Genomic DNA, 25,000 nt, shown 5'->3' on the forward strand with positions numbered 1-25,000 from the left:
TTGTTCGGAATAAGGTTTATCCCGAAGGGAGGTTACACACATGATTCAACAAGAATCACGTTTAAAAGTTGCTGACAACTCTGGTGCTCGTGAAGTACTTACAATTAAAGTTCTTGGTGGCTCTGGCCGCAAGACTGCTAACATCGGTGATGTTATCGTTTGTACAGTGAAACAAGCAACACCAGGTGGCGTTGTTAAAAAAGGTGATGTTGTTAAAGCGGTAGTTGTTCGTACTAAGAGCGGTGTACGCCGTAATGACGGTACTTACATTCGTTTCGATGAAAACGCATGTGTAATTATTCGTGATGACAAAGGACCACGCGGAACTCGTATCTTCGGACCAGTTGCCCGTGAACTACGTGAAAACAACTTCATGAAAATTGTATCTTTAGCTCCAGAAGTATTATAAATAACAAATTAAATTGCCTTTAAGGAGGTGCGCACAGATGCATGTGAAAAAAGGTGACAAAGTTATGGTCATCTCTGGTAAGGATAAAGGCAAAACGGGCGTTATTCTTGCAGCGTTCCCTAAACAAAGCCGAGTGCTTGTTGAAGGAGTTAACATTGTAAAGAAACACTCTAAGCCTTCTCAGATGAACCCGCAAGGCGGAATCATCAGCCAAGAGGCACCTGTTCATGTATCAAACGTTATGCCTGTCGATCCTAAATCTGGTGAACCAACTCGTGTAGGCTATAAAACGGTTGATGGCAAAAAAGTACGTGTTGCAAAAAAATCCGGTGAAGTTCTAGATAAATAGTTCAAAGAAGAAGGGAGGTACAATGGATGAACCGCCTAAAAGAAAAGCATTCAAAAGAAATTACTCCTGCTCTAATGAGCAAGTTTAACTATAAATCAGTTATGCAAGCACCTAAGCTTGAAAAAATCGTTATCAACATGGGTGTTGGTGACGCTGTTCAAAACGCTAAAGCACTAGATAAAGCTGTTGAGGAATTAACATTGATCACTGGTCAAAAGCCGGTTATCACTCGCGCTAAGAAATCTATCGCTGGCTTCCGTCTTCGTGAAGGTATGCCAATCGGCGCGAAAGTTACTCTTCGTGGAGAGCGCATGTATGAGTTCTTTGATAAGTTAGTATCTGTATCTCTTCCACGTGTACGTGACTTCCGCGGTATCTCTAAGAAGTCATTTGACGGCCGTGGTAACTATACTCTAGGTGTCAAAGAACAGTTGATCTTCCCTGAGATTGATTACGATAAAGTAAGCAAAGTTCGTGGTATGGATATCGTTATCGTAACTACAGCTAACACTGATGAAGAAGCTCGTGAACTTTTAACTCAATTTGGAATGCCATTCCAAAAGTAATCGCTAAATAGAGGGAGGCGAAAACGTGGCTAAAAAGTCAATGATTGCGAAGCAAAAACGCACGCCTAAACACAAGGTACAGGAGTACACTCGCTGCGAACGCTGCGGACGTCCACATTCTGTATACCGTAAATTTAAGCTTTGTCGTATTTGTTTCCGTGAATTAGCATATAAAGGACAAATTCCTGGCGTGAAAAAAGCTAGCTGGTAAACCCCAAGCATGGGAAGGAGGTAAAAACAATGGTCATGACAGATCCAATTGCAGACTTGCTAACTCGCATCCGTAATGCGAACATGGTTCGTCACGAAAAATTAGAAGTTCCTGCTTCTAACATCAAGAAAGAAATTGCAGAGATCTTAAAGCGTGAAGGTTTTGTACGTGATGTTGAGCTTATCGAGGATAACAAGCAAGGCATCATCCGCATTTTCTTAAAATACGGTTCAAACAACGAACGCGTTATCACTGGTCTTAAGCGTATCAGTAAGCCTGGTCTTCGTGTATACGCAAAGGCTGATGAAGTACCTCGCGTACTTAACGGTCTTGGAATCGCACTAGTTTCTACTTCTCAAGGAGTTATTACTGATAAAGAAGCCCGCGCTAAACAAGTCGGCGGAGAAGTATTAGCATACGTTTGGTAATAGAGTTTTTCATGAATGGAGGTGCAATTAAATGTCTCGTATAGGTAAAAAACCAATCGAAATTCCATCTGGTGTTACTGTTACTAATGACAATAACACTGTTACTGTGAAGGGTCCTAAAGGTGAACTTTCCCGTTCATTCAACCAGGATATCGAAATCAAGGTGGAGGAGAACGTAATCAACGTTTCCCGTCCATCTGATGCGAAAGAACACCGCGCATTGCACGGAACTACTCGCGCACTTCTAGCTAACATGGTTGAAGGTGTGTCAAAAGGATTCGAAAGAGGACTAGAGCTTATCGGTGTCGGTTACCGTGCTCAAAAACAAGGCAAAAAGCTTGTTTTAAACGTTGGTTACTCTCATCCTGTTGAAATCGAGCCTGAAGAAGGTATTGAAGTTGAAGTACCATCTAACACAAAGATCATTGTTAAAGGTACTAGCAAAGAGCGTGTTGGCGCATTGGCTGCCAACATCCGTGATGTTCGTCCTCCAGAGCCTTACAAAGGTAAAGGTATCCGCTATGAAGGCGAATATGTTCGTCGTAAAGAAGGTAAAACTGGTAAGTAATGCCGCTTAGGTAAACGAAAGGAGTGACCGAAATGATTACGAAGGCTGATAAAAATGCAGTTCGTAAGAAAAGACATGCTCGTGTGCGTGCGAAACTTTCTGGAACTGCGGCTCGTCCTCGTTTAAATGTGTATCGTTCAAACAAGCACATTTATGCTCAACTTATTGATGATGTAAACGGAGTTACTGTAGCAAGTGCTTCTACACAAGATAAAGAAGTAAACCTTGATGCAACTGGCAACGTTGATGCAGCAGTTAAGGTCGGAGAATTAGTTGCAAAGCGCGCAGTCGAAAAAGGCGTTAAAGCTGTCGTTTTCGATCGTGGTGGCTATCTATATCATGGACGTGTTCAAGCATTAGCTGATGCAGCACGTGAAAATGGTTTAGAATTTTAATAGACAAAGGAGGGACACAAAAAGATGCGTCGTATTGATCCAAACAAACTTGAACTTGAAGAGCGCGTAGTTACGGTTAATCGTGTAGCAAAGGTTGTTAAAGGTGGACGTCGTTTTCGTTTCTCTGCTCTTGTAGTAGTAGGTGACAAAAACGGTCACGTTGGCTTTGGTACAGGTAAAGCACAGGAAGTTCCTGAAGCAATCCGCAAAGCTATTGAAGATGCTAAGAAAAACTTAGTCGAAGTACCTATGGTTGGAACTACAATTCCTCACCAGGTAATCGGTCACTTCGGTGCTGGAGAAATCCTTCTTAAGCCTGCTTCTGAAGGTACTGGAGTAATCGCCGGAGGTCCTGTTCGTGCGGTTCTGGAATTAGCTGGTGTTGGTGATATCTTATCTAAATCTTTAGGTACTAACACACCAATCAACATGGTTCGCGCCACTTTGAACGGTTTAACTCAATTAAAACGTGCTGAGGACGTAGCGAAATTACGTGGTAAATCAGTAGAAGAACTGTTAGGATAAGGAGGGATATCAAATGGCGAATAAACTAGAAGTAACCCTCACTCGCAGCGTGATTGGTCGCCCGCAAGACCAGCGCGAAACAGTTAAGGCTCTTGGCTTACGCAAAATGCACCAAACAGTTGAGCATCAAGATAATCCTGCTATCCGCGGAATGATCAACAAAGTTGCTCACCTTGTTGTGGTAAAAGAAAAATAATTCTATTCTTCTACAAATAAGGAGGTGCCAACATGAAACTTCATGAATTAAAGCCTGCAGAAGGTTCTCGTGGGGAACGCAAACGCAAAGGCCGTGGTATCGGTTCCGGTAATGGTAAAACTGCTGGTAAGGGTCATAAAGGTCAAAACGCTCGTTCTGGCGGCGGTGTCCGTCCTGGATTCGAGGGTGGTCAAACACCTTTATTCCAACGCTTGCCTAAGCGCGGTTTCACTAACATCAACCGTAAAGAATACGCGGTTGTGAACCTTGATGCTTTAAACCGTTTCGAAGATGGAGCAGAAGTAACTCCTGAGCTTCTTATCGAAACTGGTGTAGTAAGCAACGAAAAAGCAGGAATCAAGATTCTTGCAAAAGGCAAAGTTGAGAAAAAGCTTACAGTTAAAGCTCATAAATTCTCCTCTGCTGCGAAGGAAGCTATCGAAGCTGCCGGCGGTCAAACTGAGGTGATTTAATGTTTCAGACAATCTCCAATTTTATGCGTGTGGGTGATATAAGACGAAAGATTATTTTCACCCTTTTAATGCTGATTGTATTTCGCATCGGTACATTTATCCCTGTACCGGGCGTAAATGCAGATCTATTAAAAGCCCAGGATGAACTTAATGTATTCGGTGTTCTGAATACATTCGGCGGCGGGGCGCTCCTAAACTTCTCGATTCTTGCGATGGGCATCATGCCGTACATTACGGCATCCATTATTGTTCAGCTTCTGCAGATGGATGTTGTTCCCAAGTTTACGGAATGGTCAAAGCAGGGTGAGGTTGGACGCCGTAAGTTAGCTCAGTTTACCCGTTACTTTACTATCGTGCTTGGTTTTATCCAGGCTCTCGGTATGTCTTATGGGTTTAATAACCTAGCAGGCGGAATGCTGATTGAGAATCCGGGAATTACCTCTTATCTATTGATTGCTGTAGTTTTGACTGCCGGAACTGCATTTTTAATGTGGCTTGGTGAGCAGATTACATCAAAAGGTGTAGGCAATGGCATTTCCATCATTATCTTTGCTGGTATCGCAGCTGGTATTCCTTCAACGGTTAACCAGATCTATGCTCAGCAATTTGAAAATGCAGGAGAGCAGCTATTCCTTCGCATTGTGACAGTCGTGCTTATTCTGGTTGCAGTCATTGCTATTGTTGTGGGAACGATCTTCATCCAACAGGCATTAAGAAAGATTCCTATTCAATACGCTAAGCGTGTAACAGCAGGAAAAAATTCTGCTGGCGGACAATCAACTCATCTTCCGTTAAAAGTTAATGCAGCTGGTGTAATTCCAGTAATCTTTGCGATTTCATTCATTATCACGCCAAGAACCATTGCTGGTTTCTTCGAGCAGAATGATGTAACGCTATGGATTCAAAGAATATTTGACTACACGTCTCCAATCGGAATGGTCATTTATAGTGCATTAATCATTGCTTTTACTTATTTCTATGCTTTCATTCAGGTAAATCCGGAACAAGTTGCGGAAAACCTGAAGAAGCAGGGCGGTTATATCCCGGGCATCCGTCCAGGAAATAACACGCAGGAATATTTAACTCGCGTCTTATACCGTTTAACATTGGTCGGTGCGCTCTTCCTGACAGTCATTTCAATCCTGCCGGTATTCTTCATTAATATCGCCGGATTGCCTGAATCTGCGCAAATTGGAGGCACAAGCCTGCTGATCGTTGTCGGTGTTGCACTTGAAACGATGAAGCAGCTTGAAGCACAGCTCGTTAAGCGTCATTATAAAGGTTTCATTAAATAACTTGGTTGTAGGGGACAGCATGTTCCCTTATACCATTTAGAGACTAGGGGGAAATTGACGTGAATTTAGTTTTAATGGGGCTCCCTGGTGCCGGAAAAGGTACACAAGCCGAGAAGATCGTCCAAAAATACGGCATCCCTCATATCTCTACTGGAGATATGTTCCGTGCGGCTATTAAAGACGAAACGGACCTAGGCCTTAAAGCAAAATCATTCATGGATAAAGGCGAGCTTGTTCCTGATGAAGTAACAATCGGCATTGTCCGTGAACGTTTAAGCAAGGATGATTGCGAAAAAGGCTTTTTGCTGGATGGGTTCCCAAGAACAGTTGCCCAAGCAGATGCCCTTGAAAACATCCTTTCTGATTTGAATAAGAAAATTGATTATGTCATTAATATTGATGTTGATCAGAGCATTCTAATGGAACGTCTTACCGGACGCCGTATCTGTAAAGACTGCGGAGCTACTTATCATTTAGTATTCAATCCGCCAGCGAAGGACGGAGTGTGCGATCGCTGCGGCGGTGAGCTGTATCAGCGTGCTGATGATAATGAAGCTACTGTTCAGAATAGACTTGACGTCAATATTAAACAGACAAAGCCGTTGCTCGATTTCTACGAAACGAAAGGATATCTGCGCAATATTGATGGTCAGCAAGATATTAATAAAGTATTTTCTGATCTTGATGCTTTGCTCGGGGGCTTACAATGATCATTTGCAAAACCCCGCGTGAACTTGATATAATGCGTGAGGCCGGCAGGATCGTAGCACTTACACACCAGGAGCTGAAGAAACATATTGTACCCGGCATCACAACCCGCGAACTGGATGATATTGCTGATCAGTTTATCCGTAAACACGATGCAATCCCGTCTTTTAAAGGGTATAATGGTTTCCGCGGCAGCATTTGTGCTTCAGTTAATGATGAACTTGTTCATGGGATTCCTGGTGCTCGAGTTTTAAATAACGGTGATATAATCAGCATTGATATCGGTGCTAAATATAACGGTTATCATGGTGACTCAGCCTGGACTTATGCTATTGGCCAAATTGATGAGGACTCCGAGCGTCTGATGGATGTGACAGAGGAATCATTATATAAAGGTCTTGAAGAAGCAAAACCGGGTGAGCGCTTGTCGAACATCTCCCATGCTATCCAAACGTATGCGGAATCTAATGGCTTTTCCATTGTACGCGAGTATGTCGGCCATGGAGTAGGGCAAGACTTACATGAGGATCCTCAAATTCCTCATTATGGACCGCCTAACAGAGGGCCGCGCTTAAAGCCGGGTATGGTACTTGCTATTGAACCTATGGTGAATGCAGGAAGTCGTTATGTTAAAACCTTAACCGATAACTGGACAGTTGTGACTGTTGACGGTAAAAGGTGTGCCCATTTTGAGCATACAATAGCGATCACTGAATCCGGTTATGAAATATTAACAAAAGCCTAAGGTGCAGGTGATTCCATTGGTTGGTTCTGATACGAATCCGCAGCCTGGTCAAATTGTTTTGATCAAAAGCGGGCGTGACGCTGGTCAATATGCTATAATTATAAGGTTGATGGATGAAAGGTTTGTTATGCTTGCTGACGGCGGCAGGAAGAAATTCGATTGCCCGAAGAAAAAGAACATTCAGCATCTGCAATTGCTTAATTATATCTCTCCAGAAGTTCAGACCAGTCTCAAGGAGACCGGCCGTGTAACAAACGGAAAGTTGCGCTTTGCGCTTGCAAAGTATGCAAATGAATTCGTATATGACATGAAGAAGGGAGAATCGTTCAATGGCGAAAGACGATGTAATTGAAATAGAAGGCACAGTTGTTGATACTTTGCCAAATGCAATGTTTAAGGTAGAATTAGAAAATGGTCATACAGTGCTAGCTCATGTATCCGGTAAGATCCGTATGCACTTCATCCGCATTTTACCTGGAGATAAAGTAACAGTTGAGCTATCTCCATATGATTTAACACGCGGTAGAATCACATATCGTTTTAAATAATCATTGCACTCCGTACTATTAAGGAGGTTAGGATAATGAAAGTAAGACCATCAGTTAAACCAATCTGCGAAAAGTGTAAAGTTATCCGCAGACGTGGAAAAGTAATGGTTATCTGTGAAAACCCTAAACATAAACAAAAACAAGGTTAATTTGAAGGAGGTGCGCTTATACAATGGCACGTATTGCTGGTGTAGATGTTCCACGTGAAAAACGTGTAGTAATCTCATTAACTTATATCTTTGGTATTGGTAAATCTACAGCTCAAAAAGTTTTGGCTGAAGCTGGTGTTTCTGAAGACACTCGTGTTCGTGATCTTACAGAAGATGAACTTAACAAAATCCGTGACATCATCGACAAATTGAAAGTTGAAGGTGACCTTCGCCGTGAGGTATCACTTAACATCAAACGTCTAATGGAGATCGGAAGCTATCGCGGTCTACGTCATCGCCGTGGTTTACCGGTTCGCGGACAAAACACTAAAAACAACGCTCGTACTCGCAAAGGTCCTCGTAAGACTGTAGCGAACAAGAAGAAATAATCGGTAAAGGAGGTAACTTTAAATGGCTCGTAAAACTAATACACGTAAGCGTCGTGTGAAAAAGAATATTGAACAAGGTATTGCACATATCCGTTCTACTTTCAATAACACAATCGTAACTATCACTGATGTTCATGGAAATGCTGTTTCCTGGTCAAGTGCTGGAGCTCTTGGATTCAAAGGTTCTCGTAAATCTACTCCATTCGCAGCGCAAATGGCAGCTGAAACTGCAGCTAAAACTTCTCAGGAACACGGTATGAAATCCCTTGAAGTAACTGTTAAAGGACCTGGTGCAGGACGTGAAGCTGCTATCCGTGCTCTTCAAGCTGCTGGTCTAGAAGTTACTGCTATCAGAGACGTAACTCCAGTTCCTCATAACGGATGTCGTCCACCAAAACGCCGCCGTGTATAATTTTTCTGTATAGAATTTGTATCCTTGTCTATAATGGGATATGATACTAAATTTTTAGTTATACAGAACAATTATTCCAGTTGTTGTGCACAAAACGGGAACGTATACATGGGGGAATTTCGGTTAGAGATTGCTAGCCGGGGTTTCGACGTTTTGAAGGAGGGTATATTTTGATGATCGAAATAGAAAAACCAAAAATCGAAACGGTTGAGATCAGCGATGATGCCAAATACGGCAAGTTCGTCGTCGAGCCACTTGAGCGTGGATATGGTACAACTTTGGGTAACTCCTTACGTCGTATCCTTTTATCCTCACTCCCAGGTGCCGCTGTCACATCGATACAAATTGATGGGGTACTTCATGAGTTCTCAACAATTGAAGGCGTCGTAGAAGATGTAACATCTATCATTTTAAACATTAAAAAACTAGCACTTAAAATCTACTCTGATGAAGAAAAAACATTGGAAATCGATGTTCAGGGTGAAGGTGTAGTGAAGGCAGCTGACGTAACTCATGACAGCGATGTTGAAATCCTTAATCCGGATCTTCATATTGCTACCCTAGGTTCGAATGCCCACCTGCGCATGCGTTTAACTGCAAGACGCGGACGAGGCTATACACCAGCTGACCAAAACAAGAGAGAAGATCAGCCAATCGGTGTGATTCCTATCGATTCCATCTACACTCCAGTATCTCGCATTTCTTATCAGGTAGAGAATACACGTGTGGGTCAAATGACTAACTATGATAAGTTAACATTCGATGTTTGGACTGACGGAAGTACAGGTCCTCAAGATGCGGTTGCACTTGGAGCGAAGATCTTAACTGAGCATTTGAATATCTTTGTCGGTTTAACTGATGAAGCTCAAAATGCCGAAATCATGGTTGAAAAAGAAGAAGACCAAAAAGAAAAAGTACTTGAGATGACAATTGAAGAACTTGACTTATCTGTACGTTCTTACAACTGCTTAAAGCGCGCTGGCATCAATACTGTTCAGGAATTAGCCAATAAGACTGAAGAGGATATGATGAAGGTCCGTAACTTGGGCAGAAAGTCACTTGAGGAAGTAAAGCATAAATTAGAAGATCTTGGACTGGGCTTACGTAAAGACGATTGATTGATGTGAATTGATCCATCATCTTTATATGTTTGCTTTCAGCAGATTGAATGACTTCAACAAAGGAGGGAAACTTTCATGGGATACAGAAAGTTAGGACGCACTAGCTCACAACGTAAAGCTATGCTGCGTGACTTAGCAACAGATCTAATCATCAATGAGCGCATCGAAACAACTGAAGCTCGTGCAAAAGAACTTCGTTCAGTTGTTGAGAAAATGATCACTCTTGGAAAGCGCGGCGACTTGCATGCACGCCGTCAAGCAGCTGCTTTTGTTCGCAATGAGGTAGCCAACGCTGAAACTGACCAGGATGCAGTTCAAAAATTATTCAGCGACATCGCAACTCGTTATGAAGAGCGCCAAGGCGGATACACTCGTATTATGAAGCTTGGACCTCGTCGTGGAGACGGTGCGCCAATGGTAATCATCGAGTTAGTATAATTTTTTAAGGAAAGGGCGCGGGACGGTTTCATTGAACTTGTTCTTTGCCCTTTTTCTATAAGACCGGCTGTTTCCTTAATATGTTAGAAACGCCCATATCAGGCCAAGAACGAGCGTTACGATGAGCATGTACAGCTATTAAACAGGGATGGTTGAGTAATAGATGCCCCCTCACTTGGTACACTGTCTTGTCTAGCTCATGCACCTCTTCCGGAAAGAAGATTTGCGCCCGGCAGTTTTACTGCCTGACGGAAAGAGGTGCAGGCTTTTTTAAATTCTGTTAGTTCATAAACCATAAGGAAATCGAGGTCTCTGAACAGTCATACAATAGCAAGAACCAACCACCATACTGCGTCAGTATGAGCTTTTAATAGGGAGGCATAATAGGCATCCGATAAGCTTAGATAGCAGAAATCCAGATGTTGTTGTGTATTACAAGTGTGGGAGAATGGTATCATTCAGCGCTTGCTATCCGGTAACATAACCTATTATCGAACTATTTAAAGCTCGCCAAGAATGGCGGGTTTTTTCATTAGGATAAAAATATTAGAGCAGAGCTGAAATAGAGAAGCAGAGCTGAGAGGAGGACTTCACATGAACGAGCCGCTGGTAGAATTGAAAGCTGTTTCGTTTAAGTACGATGCAGAGGCTGGATATGCGCTGCACAATGTCTCTTTCAATATATTGAAAGGGGAATGGCTTGCTATTGTTGGCCATAATGGTTCGGGGAAATCAACACTGGCCAAACTGCTGAATGGCCTGCACTTTCCTCTGAAAGGCAGTATTGCAGTAGGCGGAATTCCATTGACCGAAGAGACCGTCTGGGAAACCAGAAAGAAGATCGGCATGGTTTTTCAGAATCCGGATAACCAGTTTGTCGGAACGACTGTACAGGATGATGTGGCTTTTGGTTTAGAAAACCATGGAATTGAAAGAAATGACATGGTTCAGCGTGTTGCGCAATCACTGGAGAAAGTCAAAATGGAACAATTTCTTAATCAAGAGCCGCACCATCTATCTGGCGGCCAGAAACAAAGGGTGGCCATTGCCGGCGTCATCGCCCTAAGGCCGGACATTATAATTCTGGACGAGTCAACCTCCATGCTTGATCCAAGAGGGCGTGAAGAGGTGCTTGAAACCGTCAGAGAGCTGAAGCAGGACTATCATATGACAGTCATCTCCATCACACATGATTTGGAGGAAGCTGCAAAGGCTGATCGCATCGTGGTTATGAACAGAGGACAGTTATATCGGGAAGGTTCACCTGAGGAAATCTTTCAAATGGATGAAGAGCTTGTAAAGCTGGGCCTGGATATTCCTTTTCCTGTGAAGCTAAGCAAGATATTAAGAGAAAAAGGATTGCAGCTATCAAGGCATTATTTATCTGAAGAAGAGTTGGTGGAAGAATTATGGACATCTCACTCCAAAATGTAGAATACCGGTATCAGGTCAATACGCCATTTGAACGACTCGCCATAAAGGATGTTTCCATTGATATTCCATCAGGCACGTTTCTGGCAATCATCGGGCATACCGGATCAGGCAAATCGACTGTCCTCCAGCATTTAAATGCCCTGCTTAAACCGACAGAAGGCCAGGTAGTGATTGGAGAGCGTCTGATCACCTCGCAAAAGAAACAAAAAACCCTGAAGGAAATCCGCCAAAGGGTCGGCATCGTGTTTCAATTTCCTGAGCATCAGCTGTTTGAGGAAACAGTCGAGAAAGATATATGCTTTGGTCCGATGAACTTCGGAGTGTCAGAAGAGGAAGCCAAAAAAAGAGCAAGAGCGGCCATAAGCCAGGTTGGCCTGCCGGAGGAAATTTTACACAAGTCCCCATTTGACCTGTCAGGCGGCCAAATGAGACGGGTGGCGATAGCCGGAGTGCTGGCAATGGAGCCTGATGTCATTGTCCTGGATGAGCCTACTGCAGGGCTTGACCCTCGGGGCAGAAAAGAAATCATGGATATGTTCTACAGCCTGCATGGTACAAGAGGGCTATCGACAGTGCTCGTGACACATAGCATGGAGGACGCCTCCCGCTATGCTGATCAGATTGTCATCATGCACAACGGTGAAGTGTACAGAAAAGGAACGCCTAAAGAAATCTTTTCTTCTCCGGAAGGCTTGCTGAAGCTTGGCCTCGATGTTCCGGAGGTTGTCCGTTTTCAGCTTAAAATGGAAAAATCACTTAACATCCGTTTCTCTAAGACATGTCTGACCATGGATGAGCTGACGGATGAGATTGCTGCTGCGATGAAAAGGGGGACGCCAAAATGATGGATAAAATGATTTTTGGGCGCTATGTTCCGGCAGAGTCTGTCCTGCACAGGATGGATCCCCGTTCTAAGCTAGTCCTTATTTTCTTATTCGTGTGCATTGTCTTCCTGGCAAATAATATGCTGACATACGGCTTACTGACGGTTTACACCTTTTTGATGATTGCTTTATCGAAGGTGCCAATCCGGTTTATTTATACAGGGCTAAAGCCGGTCCTTCTGCTTGTTATTTTTACATTATTCCTTCACTTGTTTTTGACAAAAGAGGGTGAAGTCCTCTTCCGTTTTGGATGGATTACAATCTATGAGGAAGGTTTGAGACAGGGGATTTTCATATCATTGCGCTTCTTCCTGCTCATTCTGATGACTTCCATTCTGACTTTGACAACGACTCCGATTGAAATAACGGATGGTCTGGAAAGCCTGCTGGCTCCATTGAATAAAATCAAGTTTCCGGTGCATGAACTGGCGTTAATGATGTCTATTTCTCTACGCTTTATCCCGACACTTATGCAGGAAACGGATAAAATCATGAAAGCTCAGACAGCCAGGGGAGTCGATTTTTCAAGCGGCCCGATTAAAGAACGTATTAAAGCCATTATTCCTCTCTTAATCCCTTTGTTTGTCAGTTCGTTTAAACGGGCTGAGGAGCTTGCTGTAGCGATGGAGTCACGCGGCTATAGAGGCGGAGAAGGCAGAACGAAATACAGGCAGCTTAACTGGGGTCTGAAGGATACGGCAATGCTGGCAATGCTTGCAGTCCTGACTCTGGTGTTAATCCTGCTGAGGGCGTAATGAGGTGACCTTATGCAAAGATTTAAATGTATTATAACGTATGACGGCACCCATTTCGCAGGCTATCAGGTGCAGCCTGGCAAGCGGACTGTTCAAGGAGAGCTGGAGAGGGCCTTAAAGAAGCTTCATAAAGGAGAAGACATCAAGGTCACAGCCTCAGGCAGAACTGATGCGGGTGTCCATGCAAAGGGCCAGGTGATCCATTTCGATTCCCCTTTGAATATTCCTATTGAAAAATGGGAAATCGCCCTTAATTCCCTGCTGCCGGATGAGGTGGCCATAGTAGGGGCTGAGACAGTGCCTGATGACTTTCATGTCCGTTTTGATGCGAAAGGGAAGGAATATCGTTACTTCGTGCATCGCTCATCCAGGAGAGACCCTTTTAAACGGCATTATGCCTATCAGTACCCCTATCCCTTAAATACGGATGCTATCAAACAAGCGGCAGCGGATTTAATAGGGACACATGATTTTACAAGCTTCTGCTCCGCTAAGACGGAAGTGGAGGATAAGGTCAGGGAACTACAGGAGATAGAGGTGCACGAAAAAGAGGATATGCTCATCTTCCGCTTTAGAGGCACCGGATTCTTATATAATATGGTCCGCATCCTGGCCGGCACACTGCTTGAAGTTGGCTCAGGGGAAAGAGACCCCGATTCCATGCCATCTGTTCTTAAAGAAAAAAACAGATCAGCTGCCGGAAAAACAGCGCCTCCCCAAGGTTTATATTTGTGGAAAGTTTTTTATTAAAATTTTGGAAAAAACAATTGAGGAACCGCGAGGGCGCGTTGTAAAGCCAAACTCATATAAAAAAAGATTTTAAAACAACTAAACCAGGTGTAACATTCGCTTGACATTGGACTGTCAAAGTTATATTATAGCATATGGTATTATTATTAAAACCACGATAAGCCCCGGAACTTATTGTGTCGAATAGATAAACCAAAAAATGATTATGAATGGAATTATTAGGAGGGAAAACTGATGCGTACAACGTTTATGGCGAATTCAAACAATATCGAACGTAAATGGTACGTGATTGATGCTGAAGGCAAAACTCTTGGTCGTCTTGCTAGTGAAGTTGCATCAATTCTACGTGGTAAACATAAACCAACTTATACACCACATGTTGATACTGGTGATCATGTAATTCTTATCAATGCTTCAAAAATCGAACTTACTGGGAAAAAGCTTACTGACAAGATCTACTACCGTCACAGCATGCACCCAGGCGGTCTAAAAACAAGAACTGCTCTTGAAATGCGTACAAACTACCCTGAGAGAATGCTTGAGCTTGCAATCAAAGGCATGCTTCCAAAGAACTCTCTTGGTCGTCAAATGTTCAAGAAATTACACGTATATGCTGGTAGCGAACATAAGCACCAAGCACAACAACCTGAAGTTTACGAACTTCGTGGATAATTTTTAGGGAGGTTATTAACTTGGCACAGGTTCAATATATTGGTACTGGTCGTCGTAAGAGCTCCGTTGCACGTGTTCGTTTAGTTCCAGGCGACGGTAAAATCATCATCAATGGTCGTGAAATCACAGATTACATTCCTTTTGCAGCTTTACGTGAAGTTGTAAAACAGCCGCTTGTAGCTACTGAAACTGTTAACAGCTACGACATTCTTGTAAATGTAAACGGCGGTGGATACACTGGTCAAGCTGGCGCAATCCGCCACGGCATCGCTCGTGCATTGCTTCAAGCAGATCCAGAATTCCGTCCAACATTAAAGCGCGCAGGACTATTAACTCGTGACGCACGTATGAAAGAGCGTAAGAAATACGGTCTTAAAGGTGCTCGTCGTGCTCCTCAGTTCTCAAAGCGTTAATATTTGCTTATCAAAGCTCTCAGCCATTCTGGCTGGGAGTTTTTTTATTTCTTATTTTATTTATCTGAGGCTTTTTTATTCCGTACTGCTCAGCCGGTTGACCGGGCCTTTTTTGTACACTTATGACAAATTGGAAATTATTTTATTGCAAATATCGGCCTGAGAGAGGATTATTCACGCTGAGAGAGCCTCAGTGAATCTTAGGCCAATGATGTTAGCGTTTTCATTCACTATCTCGCCCATATCCTCCCGTCTTTCCCCAATACCCTTGAATATGTATTTGAGCATGTTACGATAGATAACGTTGATGAAATACGAACGGTTATACGAACAGTTTGTTTATTTTAAGGAGGATGTCCATGTTAGCTAATAAAAATATTGCTTTTTTAGGAGCAGGGTCAATGGCGGAATCAATGATTTCGGGAGTCATGACAGCTGAGAAAATGTCACCTGATCGAGTATTTGTAACGAATAGGAGCAATGCAGACAGACTGGAAGAGATTCATGATAATTATAATGTGAGTGCGATGCCGCAAAGCGAGCTTCCATTTGAGCAGATCGATTTATTCATTTTAGCCATGAAACCAAAAGGTGCAGAGGAAGCCCTGCGATCGATTAAAGATAAATTAAATCCCGGCCAGGTGGTTCTTTCAGTTTTGGCAGGTATTACAACTGAGTTCATGGAAGACCATTTAAATCCGGGACAGCAGGTTGTACGTGTGATGCCGAATACTTCAAGCATGATTCAGGAATCTGCAACGGCTGTCGTGGCAGGCAAGAATACCAGCTTGGCTAATGTGGAATTGGTTAAGGAATTGCTCGAATGCATGGGGGAAGTGTATATCATCGATGAAGACCAGATGGATGTTTTTACGGGATTAGCCGGAAGCGGTCCTGCTTACTTTTATTATCTGATGGAAAATATGGAGCGGGTAGGGGTGCAAAAAGGCATGGATGAAGAGACTGTACGAAAAATTGTCGCCCAGACGATTTTTGGAGCAGCTAAGATGGTGCTTGAAAAGGAAGAAGCTCCAACTTCTCTTAGAGAGAAAGTGACCTCGCCAAATGGCACAACTGCTTCAGGGCTCGAAGCTTTAAGGAGATACAATGGAGGCGAAGCCATCACACAGGCAGTGGAGCATGCCGCCAAACGTTCAAAGGAGATCAGCGAAGAATTGGAAGGCGCCCTTGTCACTTCCTAAGGGAGATGGGATTTATAAGTTCACAGGAGGTATTGGATGTTGAGTAAAGAAAAGCAGATAAAAAGAGTTGTTATTAAGATCGGAAGCAGCTCACTAACAAGCATGCATGGGGAGATCAGCCGCAGAAAGCTTGAAAAATTTGCAGAGCAAATTGTCGAGCTGAAGGATGCTGGCTATGAAACAGCTGTCGTGTCATCAGGTGCTGTAGCTGCAGGCTATCGGAAGCTCGGCTGCCTTGACCGTCCTTCTTCCCTTCCGGAAAAACAGGCTGCTGCTTCAATTGGCCAGGGTCTATTAATGGAATCTTACTCAGAACTCTTTTTATCTCATGGGTATGTCGCTTCACAAATCTTAATTACCAGAAGCGATTTCTCCGATGAAAAGCGTTATGGCAACATGCATAACACCATGAATGTGCTGCTTGAGCGTGGAATCATCCCGATTATAAATGAAAATGACACGGTTACGGTCGACCGTTTGCGCTTCGGGGACAATGATACCCTGGCGGCAAAAGTGGCCGGTCTGATCGATGCTGATTTATTGATTATTTTATCAGACATTGACGGTCTCTATGATAGCAACCCCAATGACAATCCTGGTGCAAGTCTTCTGGAGAGGGTTCACAGCATTACACCTGAAATTGAAGCTGCTGCTGGAGGATCTGGAAGTGCTGTAGGAACAGGCGGCATGAAGTCAAAAATCCAGGCAGTGAAAATTGCAATGGCTGCGGGAATTGATTCCTTTTTAGGAAAAGCAGGTACAGAACATATCTTAATGGAAGCTGTGGAAGGCAGGGCGAAAGGAACCTACTTCAACCCGGAACCGGATGCATTCAATCTGGATAATCAGAAACAATGGATTGCATTCCACTCAGGCCCTGAAGGCAAGGTGACCATCAGCTCCCATGGGATAGAAGCGATTGTGGATCATCAAGAAAACCTGTACTGCTCTGATATTCAGGAGGTCAAAGGGCGATTTAAGGATGGTGCGGTCGTCCGCATTCTGGATGAAGAGGGTAAAGAAATCGGCCTCGGCCGCATTAATTATTCAAACGAACAGTTAGGTAACCATACAGCAGGTGAAGAGCTGGAACCGGCCATTGCTCAGGAAACGTTTGTATGTTCCCGCGACTTTAAGCTGCCGGCACTTGTTTAAACTTTTTAGGAGGGATTCAATGGCTACTGCATCAGCAGTAAAGATAAATAATGTAGAAGAACAGGCAAAAAAGGCCAGGAAGGCTGCCAAAACATTAAGTGTTTTAACAACTGAAGAAAAGAACGAAGCACTCTATACAGTTGCAGATGCGCTGGAGACTGGATGTGAATCGATTCTTGCAAGCTAATATGGCCGATCTTGAAAATGGCAGGGAAAAAGGATTCGAAGAGGCATATATGGATCGGCTGTCATTATCGAAGGAGCGGGTTTATGAATTTGCAGATGGCCTTCGCCAGGTAGCTGAACTTCCCGATCCAATTGGAGATGTCATGTCTAGCTGGACGTTGGATAATGGGCTTAAGGTGGAGGAGGTCCGTGTTCCGCTTGGTGTCATCGGCATGATCTATGAAGCAAGACCTAATGTAACTGCCGATGCGGCAGGTCTTGCTTTGAAATCAGGAAATGCCATTGTCTTAAAAGGCGGATCATCAGCACTGAATTCGAATCAGGCTATAGTAAAGATTATTCATGATGCTCTTGAAAATACGAAGATACCTAAACAAGCTGTCCAATTCATTGCCACAGCAGACAGAGAAGCGACAAAGCAGCTGTTCACCATGAAAGAGCATATTGATGTCTTAATTCCGAGAGGCGGCGCATCCCTCATTAAAGCAGTGGTTGAGAATGCGACGGTGCCTGTACTCGAAACAGGAGTTGGGAACTGCCATATCTATGTAGATAAGGAAGCAGATCCGGAAAAAGCGATCAGTATCCTGATTAATGCCAAAACCGACCGTCCCGCAGTCTGCAATGCGGCAGAAACGCTGATTGTACATGAAGCATGGATGGATCAGCATAAAGAATTGCTTGCAGAAGCTCTGAAGAAACACGGGATAACTGTACATGGTGATGACTCTGCAGCAGCTGCATTGCCTGATGTGGTACCCGCAGATGGCAGCGATTGGGCCAATGAATATTTAAGCCTGGACTTAGCTGTAAAAACCGTGAATAGTCTTGAACAGGCCATCGATCAAATTGATCAATATGGCACAAGGCATTCAGAGGCGATTATTACCGAAAATGGGGAAACAGCCAAAAAGTTCATGCAGTTGACAGATGCTGCGGCGCTGTACCATAATGCTTCGACGAGATTCACAGATGGTGGTGCTCTGGGATTTGGTGCTGAAATTGGCATTTCCACACAGAAGCTCCATGCGAGAGGACCGATGGGGCTGCCGGCATTAACAACCCGAAAATATTTGATGACTGGAAACGGGCAAATTAGGTAATCGCATATTTATGAAAAGCCTCAGCTATTAGCTGAGGCTTTTCATATGGAAATTGCAGTTGATTAGTAAAAAAATTGGGCCGACATAGCTTGTTCGGTATACATATTATACAAAATAAGGAAACCCCTTATGCTTTTATCAAAATTTTTTTGTGCATGAAAGGAGACCGGAATAATAAATGAGCAGAACTTTGGCTTGGGGAGATAATAATTTTGGCCAGCTTGGGATCGGCAGATTCGGGGGCAGCAGAGCGATTCCAGTTCCAGTGAGGAATCTTGACAGTGCAATTGCTGTATCTGGAAGAGGGAATCATAGTCTTGCCCTCCTTGCAGATGGTTCCATTAGGGCATGGGGAAGCAATGATTTTGGGCAACTGGGGGACGGTTCAAACACCAGTCGAAATGTACCAGTGCGTGTAAGAGGGATATCAGATGCAGTTGCCATTTCGGCTGGCGAACAGCATAGTCTCGCTATTCTCGCAGATGGGACCATTAGGGCATGGGGACGAAACCTGGAAGGCCAGCTTGGGAACGGAACAAATATTAACAGCAATGTCCCAGTAAGGGTAAACGGAATTACTAATGCCAGGATGATAGCCGCAGGAAATGATCATAGCCTTGCCCTTCGCAGAGACGGGGGGTTAGAGGCATGGGGGAGCAATGATAGGGGCCAATTAGGGGACGAGAGTACAAGTAACAGTAATATTCCTGTTGAGATTATTGTACCGTCTGACCTTATCGCCATTGCAGCCGGAAGGGTTCATAGTCTGGCTCTTCGTGCAAATGGAAGAGGCCTTGCTTGGGGCGGGAACGAAGATGGCCAGCTAGGGACAGGGGATAATGTAGATCAAGTGGTACCAGCAGAGATTGATGATCTGGATGATGCGGTAGCCATTGCAGCTGGCAGGGACCACAGCATGGCTCTTAGGTCAGATGGAAGGATTATGGCCTGGGGAAGAAACGTGGAAGGTCAGCTTGGAAATGGTTCAAATATAAACAGGAATACCCCGATATTCGTTATAGGGATCAGCGATGCAGTTGCCATTGCAGCCGGTGATAATCACAGTCTTTCCATACTTTCAGATGGAACCTCCAGAACTTGGGGTGATAACAGTTTTGGCCAATTGGGGGACGGGACAACTGGCGGTACCAGCAATGTGCCTGTCCAGGTGAGCGGGATTGAAAATGTCTTAGAAATTTCCGGAGGTCGTGCACATAGTTTAGCCATACAATTTTCCTGCCCGCCAGACATTTCAGTTTTCAATGATCCTGGCCAGCGTGGGGCATTTGTGAATTACACACAGCCTATTGCAAATCCTGGGGATTTTATTGTTTGCAATCCGGCACCTGGATCATTCTTTCCTCTAGGTTCAACTACAGTGACATGTACAATAACTCAGCCTTCTGGAATTACAAGGAACTGTTTATTTAATGTTCGAGTTATTATGGATCCCTGCCGCTTTTTAAGTAATAGATGTTTTAGATAAAACGAGTTGAGTGGCTGATTGGGTTTATCGTTTAAGATCTTTGAGATGCTCAAGCTCGTGAGGTGCCCATCAAGACAATTCATTCGCATCCTGCCAAAATAAAAAATTGGCAGTCCAATCACTGCTCATTTTTGAATTTCTCACCGACTGCAGATAAAGACTATCTTAAAGGGGTGAGAAAGCAGTGACAGTCATAACGACGTTCAAAGAGAAAAAAAGAGAAAAGCAGATCAAATATGAAAAATCCGTCCTTCGGGAAATTTCGATAAAAGCGTTAAAAGAGAAAGTACAGCAATTTTTTGGCTCTTCCAGATTTGTCTCCGGTCTGATGATGAATGCCGGAATTGAGGAGGCCTGCTATGATGTAGCGATTGAAGCTTATTTGCTCGGGGCTAACTACAGCCGTTTTGGGAGCTATGGCGAATCGCTGGATCAGGTCCGCCATAGATGTGAAAAAGAGTATAAGCATTTAGTGGATACATTATATAACTTTTTCCTTTATTGGGGTCATGGTTCGGAAGCGGTAATGAGCGAATCCCTTTATTATATGTGTGAGCAATATGTAAGCAGCTGGTGGTCGGAAGGATTCAATAAAGGGGAGAGAAGGCATAAATTGCGTCTCCACTGAAAAGTGCAATGTTAAAAGGGGTGTCCTGATCAAAGTTCTAGATCTCCATCTTGTCCCATATATTGAAATGAGGATAAGCAGGAGGGGACTGATTGGACATATGAAGAAAAAATTAAAAATAGGCGGGTTTGCGATCGGGCTTATCGTCCTTTTTCTTATTTTGCAATATGACTTTACGGATGATGATTCCTGGGATTCGTGGAATCTGCCTTTAACAGGAAAGATTATCTTGCTTGATCCCGGCCATGGCGGTCCGGATGGCGGGGCAGGCGATGAAGGAGCACTCGAGAAAGATATCGCATTGGATGTATCATTAAAAGTAAGGGATTACCTCCAGGAGCAGGGAGCTCTTGTGCTGATGACGAGGGAGGAAGACAGAGACCTCGCACCAGAGGGAACCAGGGGTTACAGCCGGAGAAAAGTAGAAGACCTGAAGAAACGGCTTGAAATGATCAATACTTCTAATTCTGATTTTTATGTCAGCATTCATTTAAATTCAATTCCTTCCCCCAGGTGGAGCGGAGCGCAGACTTTCTATGCACCGGGGATTAAGGAAAATGCCAAAGCTGCAAAGTTCATACAGGACGAACTCCGACGCAACCTGGAGAATACAAAGCGGAACTCGAAGCCTTTAAACAATGTATTCATTTTAAAATACGCCAAAAAGCCAGGTGTCTTAGTAGAAGTGGGATTCTTATCAAATCCGGGGGAACGGGCTAATTTGAAAACTGATGAATATCAGGATAAAATAGCCGCCTCCATCTACAATGGAATCATGCGCTACTATACCAATGAAAAAGAACTGACTGAAACATGGGAATGAAAAGGTGCTGAGAAAGTGCCTTTTCTTTTTATTGATGCAGGGAAATAGTGAATGTATTTCTGGTGTGATAGAATTAACAGTATAGAATATTCAATATGTTATACTAAAATGGAAACGAATTCAGAAGGCGGGTGCAATGTATGTTAACTGAACAGAAAGTCAAAGAAGCTTTAAGCGGCTTGCAGGAACCATTTATACATAGAACATTGGGTGAACTTAACGCCATTGAAGAAATCAAAATAAAGGAAGAAAAGAGTCATGTCAGCGTCAAGATTCAAATCGCCAAGACAGGTACAGCTGAACAGCTTCAGCTTCAGACTCAAGTCGTCAATCTTTTAAAAGAAGCAGGAGCCGCAACCGTTGGCATACGCTTCAGCGAGCTTCCTGATGAAGTGCTTTCACAATATAGAGAGGCAGCGTCTGAAGAAGACAAAGGCCTGCTTTCTCCTGGAAATAAAACTGAGTTTATTGCCATTGCCAGCGGAAAAGGAGGGGTCGGTAAATCCACTGTATCTGTAAACCTGGCTGTATCCCTGGCAAGGTTAGGGAAAAAGGTCGGCCTGATCGATGCCGATATTTATGGATTCAGTGTTCCTGATATGATGGGCATTACAAAGCGCCCCGTGGTCAGAGGAGAACGAATTCTGCCGGTTGAACGCTTTGGAGTAAAAGTGATCTCAATGGGCTTCTTTGTAGAAGATAATGCACCAATTATCTGGAGGGGCCCGATGCTTGGCAAAATGCTGAACAGCTTCTTCAATGAAGTAGAATGGGGCGATTTGGATTACCTTCTTCTTGATTTGCCACCGGGTACAGGGGATGTGGCCCTGGATGTGCACACAATGCTCCCATCCTGCAAGGAGATCGTTGTGACAACTCCGCATCCTACAGCCGCATTTGTTGCTGCGAGAGCTGGTGCTATGGCACTTCGAACTGAGCATGAGATCCTGGGTGTTATTGAGAACATGGCCTACTTCGAGAGCCAATTGACTGGTGAAAGAGAGCACGTATTTGGTCAAGGCGGCGGTGAAAAGCTTGCTGAGGAACTGCGGACAGAAGTACTTGGCCAGCTGCCTCTTCAGCAGCCTGATTGGAATGAAGAAGACTTCGCTCCGTCCATTTATGATGAAAACCATAAGCTTGGACAAATTTATACGGATATCGCCCGCAAAGTGATTCAAACAATTGAAAGCAAGTAATAAAAAAACCTCTTCCGTAATGGAAGAGGTTTTTTCTATAAAGGAGCTATGCTCCGCCTCCCTGGCCTTCACCGCCGCCTTGCTCTGCACCCTGGCCGCCGCCTTCACCGCCGCTTTCTCCGCCTTGCTGACCGCCGCTCTTCGTTTCCTCTGCTGCTTTCAGAAGGATGTCCTGAATTTTCGCTTTAAAAAGCGGGCTTTCAAATGTCTCGGTCATTACTTTCTGTAAATGCTCCCGATACTCCTTGCTTTTAAGGACATCCGTAACTTCTTTTTCGAGTTCGGGATCTTTAAGTACTTCTATCATCATTCCCCTGTATTCAGGGTCTTTCATAAGATCCTTTAAGAGCTGCTCATTTTCCTTCTGCATACTTTTTGCCATGCTTTCGGCAAACTTTGGATCATCAAAGGACTTCTTCCAAAACTCTGTTCCTTTATCAGATGTTAAGGTTTTTTCAATGGTATCGGCCACAACCTTTTGGTCCATGACCAGCTTTTGCTGCATTTTTTCATCAGTCATCAATTCCTCGAGTGCCTTTTTTCCATCATCTGTCTTTAATATATCTACAACCATTTTTTTAGTTTGCTCATAATCCATTTGGCCGCTGCCCGTTTCACCTTGGCCGCAGCCTGATATGAATAACAATAGCGCTAATGGAAGGAGCAAACGGAATTTTTTTATCATGGTGAAGCTCCTTTCAGAGGTGTCCTTACCTTTAGAATGAAGAAATTCAGCAAATATTATGCGCTGGAAATACAATGCCTAGATTTTTCAAACTTTGGTTGGTACAATCATAAAGAATGAATTTATTTATTATGGGGGAAAAATAAATTGACAAGCCGTAATTGGGTAAAGCTTTTTATATCGACTCTTTTAGTTGGCGGATTAACTACTGGGGTTGTCGGATTTATTGTGCGCTGGGATGAATTTGCGCCTATTTTTACTGACTTCGATTTCCTTGAGATTCTGTCGGTATTCTTCTGGCTTATAGGTGTAGGATTAATATTCAGTATCATTAGTCAAATGGGCTTCTTTGCTTATTTGACAGTACACCGCTTTGGGCTGGGTATTTTTAAAGGATTGTGGAATCCTATTCAGATTGTTCTTATTTTATTTACTTTGTTTGACTTGGTTTATTTCCGCTATAAGGCTTTTGCGGGCGAAGGGGACAGCATGCTTCCGTATATTGGCTTAGCGGCATTTCTTCTTATAGTCGCGCTTGTGGTTGCAGCAATTAAAGCCAGACAGACCAATCAGCATGCATTTATTCCTGCAGTATTCTTTATGGTGGTTGTAACCGCCATTGAGTGGGTGCCGGTTTTAAGGGTAAATGAGGAAAGCTGGCTATATCTAATGCTGTTCCCATTACTAGTCTGCAACACCTATCAGCTGCTTATCCTTCATAAACTAAATAAAGATTCTCAAAAACAAAGAAGCAATATAGCTCAAAAGCCATCCAAGTAACGGATGGCTTTTGTTTTGTTATTTTATTTCACTTGTCTTCGTCTCAGCATTTGCAATCATTTCCGAAACGGAAACGAATTTGAGCCCCTTGGATTCTATATCGTCTAAAATGAGCGGAAGAGCTTTGGCTGTTTGTTTTGCAGAATCGGATGCATGAAGAAGTACGATATCTCCTTTTTTAGCCTTTGCTACATTTTCTGCAATCCTCTCTGCACCCGGATTGGTCCAATCCTTTGAATCAACACTCCAATGGACAACGGTATAGCCCATCCTATCAGCAACCTTTAACGTTTTTTTGTCAAAATGTCCTGTCGGGGCGCGTACAAGCTTAATGTCTTTAATATTCAGTTTTCTAAATGCTTCCTGCGCCTTTGCAAGGTCTCTCCTGATCTTATCTTCTTCAAGCTCTGTATAATCTTCATAGCCATAGCCCAGAATTCCAATCTCGTACCCTTCTTTCACAATTCTTGAAACTAAATCCGGATGGCGTTCGGCCCAGGAGCCAGCCAGAAAAAAAGTCGCAGATTTAACATTCTCTTTTTTGAGAGTATCCAGTATGGTCTCTGCTTTTACATCCCCCCATCCAATATTAAAGGTGAGGGCTAAATCCTTTTCCCCTTTGTATATCGCTTTAGGCCCGTCTTTGGCTGAAAAAGCAGGCAAATGGACTATGCTCTGCATATAGAGGAACCAAGCCGTGAAAAATGATGCAATGACAACAAGCGAAATTTGTTTTAGTGACTTACCATTCAATACATAAAAAAAGTTCATAACAATTCACCTCGTCCGATACCTTCCTAATCCATACCTATGCTGAACTTGTCTCTTCCATGTATAAAAAATTCGCTCATAAAAAATCTTAAATGGAAAAATACTACAGAAAACAAATTGAAAAATTCACTGGAGGCCATCAAAATGAT

At 43.5% G+C, this 25,000-nt stretch carries 36 protein-coding genes and 1 pseudogene (1 of these 37 cut by a window edge); 35 read left to right on the forward strand and 2 right to left on the reverse strand.

Annotation, left to right across the window (positions count from 1 at the left end; all coding sequences use genetic code 11):
- The first annotated feature begins 40 nt into the window (after nt 1-40).
- The 33 genes and pseudogenes from rplN (at nt 41) to ACXAD1_RS25045 (ending at nt 22,615) form a co-directional block, all read left to right on the forward strand.
- A complete protein-coding gene (gene rplN, locus ACXAD1_RS24885; RefSeq protein ID WP_009336590.1) occupies nt 41-409 on the forward strand; it encodes a 50S ribosomal protein L14 in 369 nt (122 codons plus the stop codon).
- Nucleotides 410-446: 37 nt separating this feature from the next.
- Nucleotides 447-758 (forward strand): 50S ribosomal protein L24, encoded by a 312-nt coding sequence (rplX, locus tag ACXAD1_RS24890; RefSeq protein ID WP_009336591.1) that lies wholly within the window; start codon nt 447-449, stop codon nt 756-758.
- A gap of 26 nt (nt 759-784) precedes the next feature.
- Nucleotides 785-1,324 carry a 50S ribosomal protein L5 gene (gene rplE / locus ACXAD1_RS24895; protein WP_009336592.1) on the forward strand — a complete coding sequence of 180 codons (540 nt, stop codon included), beginning with the start codon at nt 785-787 and terminating at the stop codon, nt 1,322-1,324.
- 25 nt (nt 1,325-1,349) lie between these two features.
- The gene (gene rpsN / locus ACXAD1_RS24900; RefSeq protein WP_009336593.1) at nt 1,350-1,535 is read left to right on the forward strand and encodes a 30S ribosomal protein S14; all 186 of its coding nucleotides are present in this window, start codon (nt 1,350-1,352) and stop codon (nt 1,533-1,535) included.
- Nucleotides 1,536-1,564: 29 nt separating this feature from the next.
- The gene (gene rpsH, locus ACXAD1_RS24905; RefSeq protein WP_035332289.1) at nt 1,565-1,963 is read left to right on the forward strand and encodes a 30S ribosomal protein S8; all 399 of its coding nucleotides are present in this window, start codon (nt 1,565-1,567) and stop codon (nt 1,961-1,963) included.
- 31 nt (nt 1,964-1,994) lie between these two features.
- Entirely contained in the window at nt 1,995-2,531 is a 537-nt protein-coding gene (gene rplF, locus ACXAD1_RS24910; RefSeq protein ID WP_206845689.1) for a 50S ribosomal protein L6, read from the forward strand.
- 32 nt (nt 2,532-2,563) lie between these two features.
- Nucleotides 2,564-2,926, forward strand: coding sequence for a 50S ribosomal protein L18 (gene rplR / locus ACXAD1_RS24915; protein WP_035332285.1), 363 nt, complete (start codon nt 2,564-2,566; stop codon nt 2,924-2,926).
- Nucleotides 2,927-2,950: 24 nt separating this feature from the next.
- Nucleotides 2,951-3,451, forward strand: coding sequence for a 30S ribosomal protein S5 (rpsE, locus tag ACXAD1_RS24920; protein ID WP_009336597.1), 501 nt, complete (start codon nt 2,951-2,953; stop codon nt 3,449-3,451).
- A 13-nt stretch (nt 3,452-3,464) separates the two neighbouring features.
- Nucleotides 3,465-3,647 carry a 50S ribosomal protein L30 gene (rpmD, locus tag ACXAD1_RS24925; RefSeq protein WP_009336598.1) on the forward strand — a complete coding sequence of 61 codons (183 nt, stop codon included), beginning with the start codon at nt 3,465-3,467 and terminating at the stop codon, nt 3,645-3,647.
- A 32-nt stretch (nt 3,648-3,679) separates the two neighbouring features.
- Complete coding sequence (rplO, locus tag ACXAD1_RS24930) at nt 3,680-4,120, forward strand: 50S ribosomal protein L15 (RefSeq protein WP_206845687.1); 441 nt, start codon at nt 3,680-3,682, stop codon at nt 4,118-4,120.
- Nucleotides 4,120-5,415, forward strand: a complete 1,296-nt coding sequence (gene secY / locus ACXAD1_RS24935; protein ID WP_009336600.1) for a preprotein translocase subunit SecY — start codon at nt 4,120-4,122, stop codon at nt 5,413-5,415. The genes rplO and secY overlap by 1 nt, the downstream gene beginning before the upstream one ends.
- 59 nt (nt 5,416-5,474) lie before the next feature.
- A complete protein-coding gene (locus ACXAD1_RS24940) occupies nt 5,475-6,125 on the forward strand; it encodes an adenylate kinase (RefSeq protein ID WP_009336601.1) in 651 nt (216 codons plus the stop codon).
- Nucleotides 6,122-6,868: a type I methionyl aminopeptidase gene (gene map / locus ACXAD1_RS24945; RefSeq protein ID WP_206845686.1), complete on the forward strand. Its 747-nt coding sequence runs from the start codon at nt 6,122-6,124 to the stop codon at nt 6,866-6,868. Before ACXAD1_RS24940 ends, map begins: the two co-directional genes overlap by 4 nt.
- A gap of 16 nt (nt 6,869-6,884) precedes the next feature.
- Nucleotides 6,885-7,220 (forward strand): KOW domain-containing RNA-binding protein, encoded by a 336-nt coding sequence (locus tag ACXAD1_RS24950; protein WP_206845683.1) that lies wholly within the window; start codon nt 6,885-6,887, stop codon nt 7,218-7,220.
- Entirely contained in the window at nt 7,198-7,416 is a 219-nt protein-coding gene (infA, locus tag ACXAD1_RS24955; RefSeq protein ID WP_009336604.1) for a translation initiation factor IF-1, read from the forward strand. Before ACXAD1_RS24950 ends, infA begins: the two co-directional genes overlap by 23 nt.
- Before the next feature lie 35 nt (nt 7,417-7,451).
- Nucleotides 7,452-7,565 carry a 50S ribosomal protein L36 gene (gene rpmJ, locus ACXAD1_RS24960; RefSeq protein ID WP_000868344.1) on the forward strand — a complete coding sequence of 38 codons (114 nt, stop codon included), beginning with the start codon at nt 7,452-7,454 and terminating at the stop codon, nt 7,563-7,565.
- 23 nt (nt 7,566-7,588) lie between these two features.
- On the forward strand, nt 7,589-7,954 hold the full coding sequence (gene rpsM / locus ACXAD1_RS24965) for a 30S ribosomal protein S13 (protein WP_009336605.1): 366 nt from the start codon (nt 7,589-7,591) through the stop codon (nt 7,952-7,954).
- Between the two features lie 22 nt (nt 7,955-7,976).
- Entirely contained in the window at nt 7,977-8,366 is a 390-nt protein-coding gene (gene rpsK, locus ACXAD1_RS24970; RefSeq protein WP_009336606.1) for a 30S ribosomal protein S11, read from the forward strand.
- Between the two features lie 173 nt (nt 8,367-8,539).
- A complete protein-coding gene (locus tag ACXAD1_RS24975; RefSeq protein ID WP_009336607.1) occupies nt 8,540-9,484 on the forward strand; it encodes a DNA-directed RNA polymerase subunit alpha in 945 nt (314 codons plus the stop codon).
- Nucleotides 9,485-9,562: 78 nt separating this feature from the next.
- Entirely contained in the window at nt 9,563-9,925 is a 363-nt protein-coding gene (rplQ, locus tag ACXAD1_RS24980) for a 50S ribosomal protein L17 (protein ID WP_009336608.1), read from the forward strand.
- Nucleotides 9,926-10,519: 594 nt separating this feature from the next.
- On the forward strand, nt 10,520-11,359 hold the full coding sequence (locus ACXAD1_RS24985; RefSeq protein WP_474911360.1) for an energy-coupling factor ABC transporter ATP-binding protein: 840 nt from the start codon (nt 10,520-10,522) through the stop codon (nt 11,357-11,359).
- Nucleotides 11,335-12,204 carry an energy-coupling factor ABC transporter ATP-binding protein gene (locus tag ACXAD1_RS24990; protein WP_206845679.1) on the forward strand — a complete coding sequence of 290 codons (870 nt, stop codon included), beginning with the start codon at nt 11,335-11,337 and terminating at the stop codon, nt 12,202-12,204. The genes ACXAD1_RS24985 and ACXAD1_RS24990 overlap by 25 nt, the downstream gene beginning before the upstream one ends.
- A complete protein-coding gene (locus tag ACXAD1_RS24995) occupies nt 12,201-12,998 on the forward strand; it encodes an energy-coupling factor transporter transmembrane component T family protein (RefSeq protein WP_206845677.1) in 798 nt (265 codons plus the stop codon). Before ACXAD1_RS24990 ends, ACXAD1_RS24995 begins: the two co-directional genes overlap by 4 nt.
- Nucleotides 12,999-13,010: 12 nt before the next feature.
- Nucleotides 13,011-13,748 (forward strand): tRNA pseudouridine(38-40) synthase TruA, encoded by a 738-nt coding sequence (truA, locus tag ACXAD1_RS25000; protein WP_206845675.1) that lies wholly within the window; start codon nt 13,011-13,013, stop codon nt 13,746-13,748.
- Between the two features lie 234 nt (nt 13,749-13,982).
- Nucleotides 13,983-14,420 carry a 50S ribosomal protein L13 gene (gene rplM / locus ACXAD1_RS25005; RefSeq protein ID WP_009336613.1) on the forward strand — a complete coding sequence of 146 codons (438 nt, stop codon included), beginning with the start codon at nt 13,983-13,985 and terminating at the stop codon, nt 14,418-14,420.
- A gap of 20 nt (nt 14,421-14,440) precedes the next feature.
- Entirely contained in the window at nt 14,441-14,833 is a 393-nt protein-coding gene (rpsI, locus tag ACXAD1_RS25010; RefSeq protein WP_009336614.1) for a 30S ribosomal protein S9, read from the forward strand.
- A gap of 359 nt (nt 14,834-15,192) precedes the next feature.
- On the forward strand, nt 15,193-16,035 hold the full coding sequence (gene proC, locus ACXAD1_RS25015; RefSeq protein ID WP_206845673.1) for a pyrroline-5-carboxylate reductase: 843 nt from the start codon (nt 15,193-15,195) through the stop codon (nt 16,033-16,035).
- A gap of 36 nt (nt 16,036-16,071) precedes the next feature.
- Entirely contained in the window at nt 16,072-17,190 is a 1,119-nt protein-coding gene (gene proB, locus ACXAD1_RS25020) for a glutamate 5-kinase (RefSeq protein ID WP_474911361.1), read from the forward strand.
- A gap of 19 nt (nt 17,191-17,209) precedes the next feature.
- Nucleotides 17,210-18,479: pseudogene (locus tag ACXAD1_RS25025) on the forward strand (glutamate-5-semialdehyde dehydrogenase).
- Between the two features lie 178 nt (nt 18,480-18,657).
- Nucleotides 18,658-19,965 carry an RCC1 domain-containing protein gene (locus ACXAD1_RS25030; RefSeq protein WP_474911362.1) on the forward strand — a complete coding sequence of 436 codons (1,308 nt, stop codon included), beginning with the start codon at nt 18,658-18,660 and terminating at the stop codon, nt 19,963-19,965.
- Between the two features lie 184 nt (nt 19,966-20,149).
- On the forward strand, nt 20,150-20,593 hold the full coding sequence (locus ACXAD1_RS25035) for a YbaK family protein (RefSeq protein WP_370221905.1): 444 nt from the start codon (nt 20,150-20,152) through the stop codon (nt 20,591-20,593).
- A 100-nt stretch (nt 20,594-20,693) separates the two neighbouring features.
- On the forward strand, nt 20,694-21,416 hold the full coding sequence (gene cwlD, locus ACXAD1_RS25040) for an N-acetylmuramoyl-L-alanine amidase CwlD (protein ID WP_206845718.1): 723 nt from the start codon (nt 20,694-20,696) through the stop codon (nt 21,414-21,416).
- Nucleotides 21,417-21,556: 140 nt separating this feature from the next.
- The gene (locus ACXAD1_RS25045; RefSeq protein WP_370221906.1) at nt 21,557-22,615 is read left to right on the forward strand and encodes an Mrp/NBP35 family ATP-binding protein; all 1,059 of its coding nucleotides are present in this window, start codon (nt 21,557-21,559) and stop codon (nt 22,613-22,615) included.
- Nucleotides 22,616-22,661: 46 nt separating this feature from the next.
- Here ACXAD1_RS25045 and gerD read toward each other — a convergent pair whose 3' ends face one another.
- Complete coding sequence (gene gerD, locus ACXAD1_RS25050; RefSeq protein ID WP_474911363.1) at nt 22,662-23,300, reverse strand: spore germination lipoprotein GerD; 639 nt, start codon at nt 23,298-23,300, stop codon at nt 22,662-22,664.
- A gap of 147 nt (nt 23,301-23,447) precedes the next feature.
- Here gerD and ACXAD1_RS25055 point away from each other — a divergent pair, with 147 nt between their 5' ends.
- Nucleotides 23,448-24,080, forward strand: a complete 633-nt coding sequence (locus ACXAD1_RS25055) for a KinB-signaling pathway activation protein (RefSeq protein WP_206845657.1) — start codon at nt 23,448-23,450, stop codon at nt 24,078-24,080.
- Nucleotides 24,081-24,098: 18 nt separating this feature from the next.
- Here the strand turns inward: ACXAD1_RS25055 and pdaB are convergent, their stop codons facing one another.
- Nucleotides 24,099-24,851 (reverse strand): polysaccharide deacetylase family sporulation protein PdaB, encoded by a 753-nt coding sequence (pdaB, locus tag ACXAD1_RS25060; RefSeq protein WP_206845655.1) that lies wholly within the window; start codon nt 24,849-24,851, stop codon nt 24,099-24,101.
- A gap of 144 nt (nt 24,852-24,995) precedes the next feature.
- On the opposite strand from pdaB, the gene ACXAD1_RS25065 reads away from it, so the two are divergent.
- A protein-coding gene (locus tag ACXAD1_RS25065; RefSeq protein WP_206845653.1) for a hypothetical protein crosses the window boundary here: on the forward strand, nt 24,996-25,000 show its start. Its footprint extends 226 nt past the window's final position; the window shows 5 of its 231 coding nt (coding positions 1-5); the start codon lies at nt 24,996-24,998; its stop codon lies off the right edge, out of view.

This window comes from Cytobacillus sp. ABV4_503 (assembly GCF_056158445.1).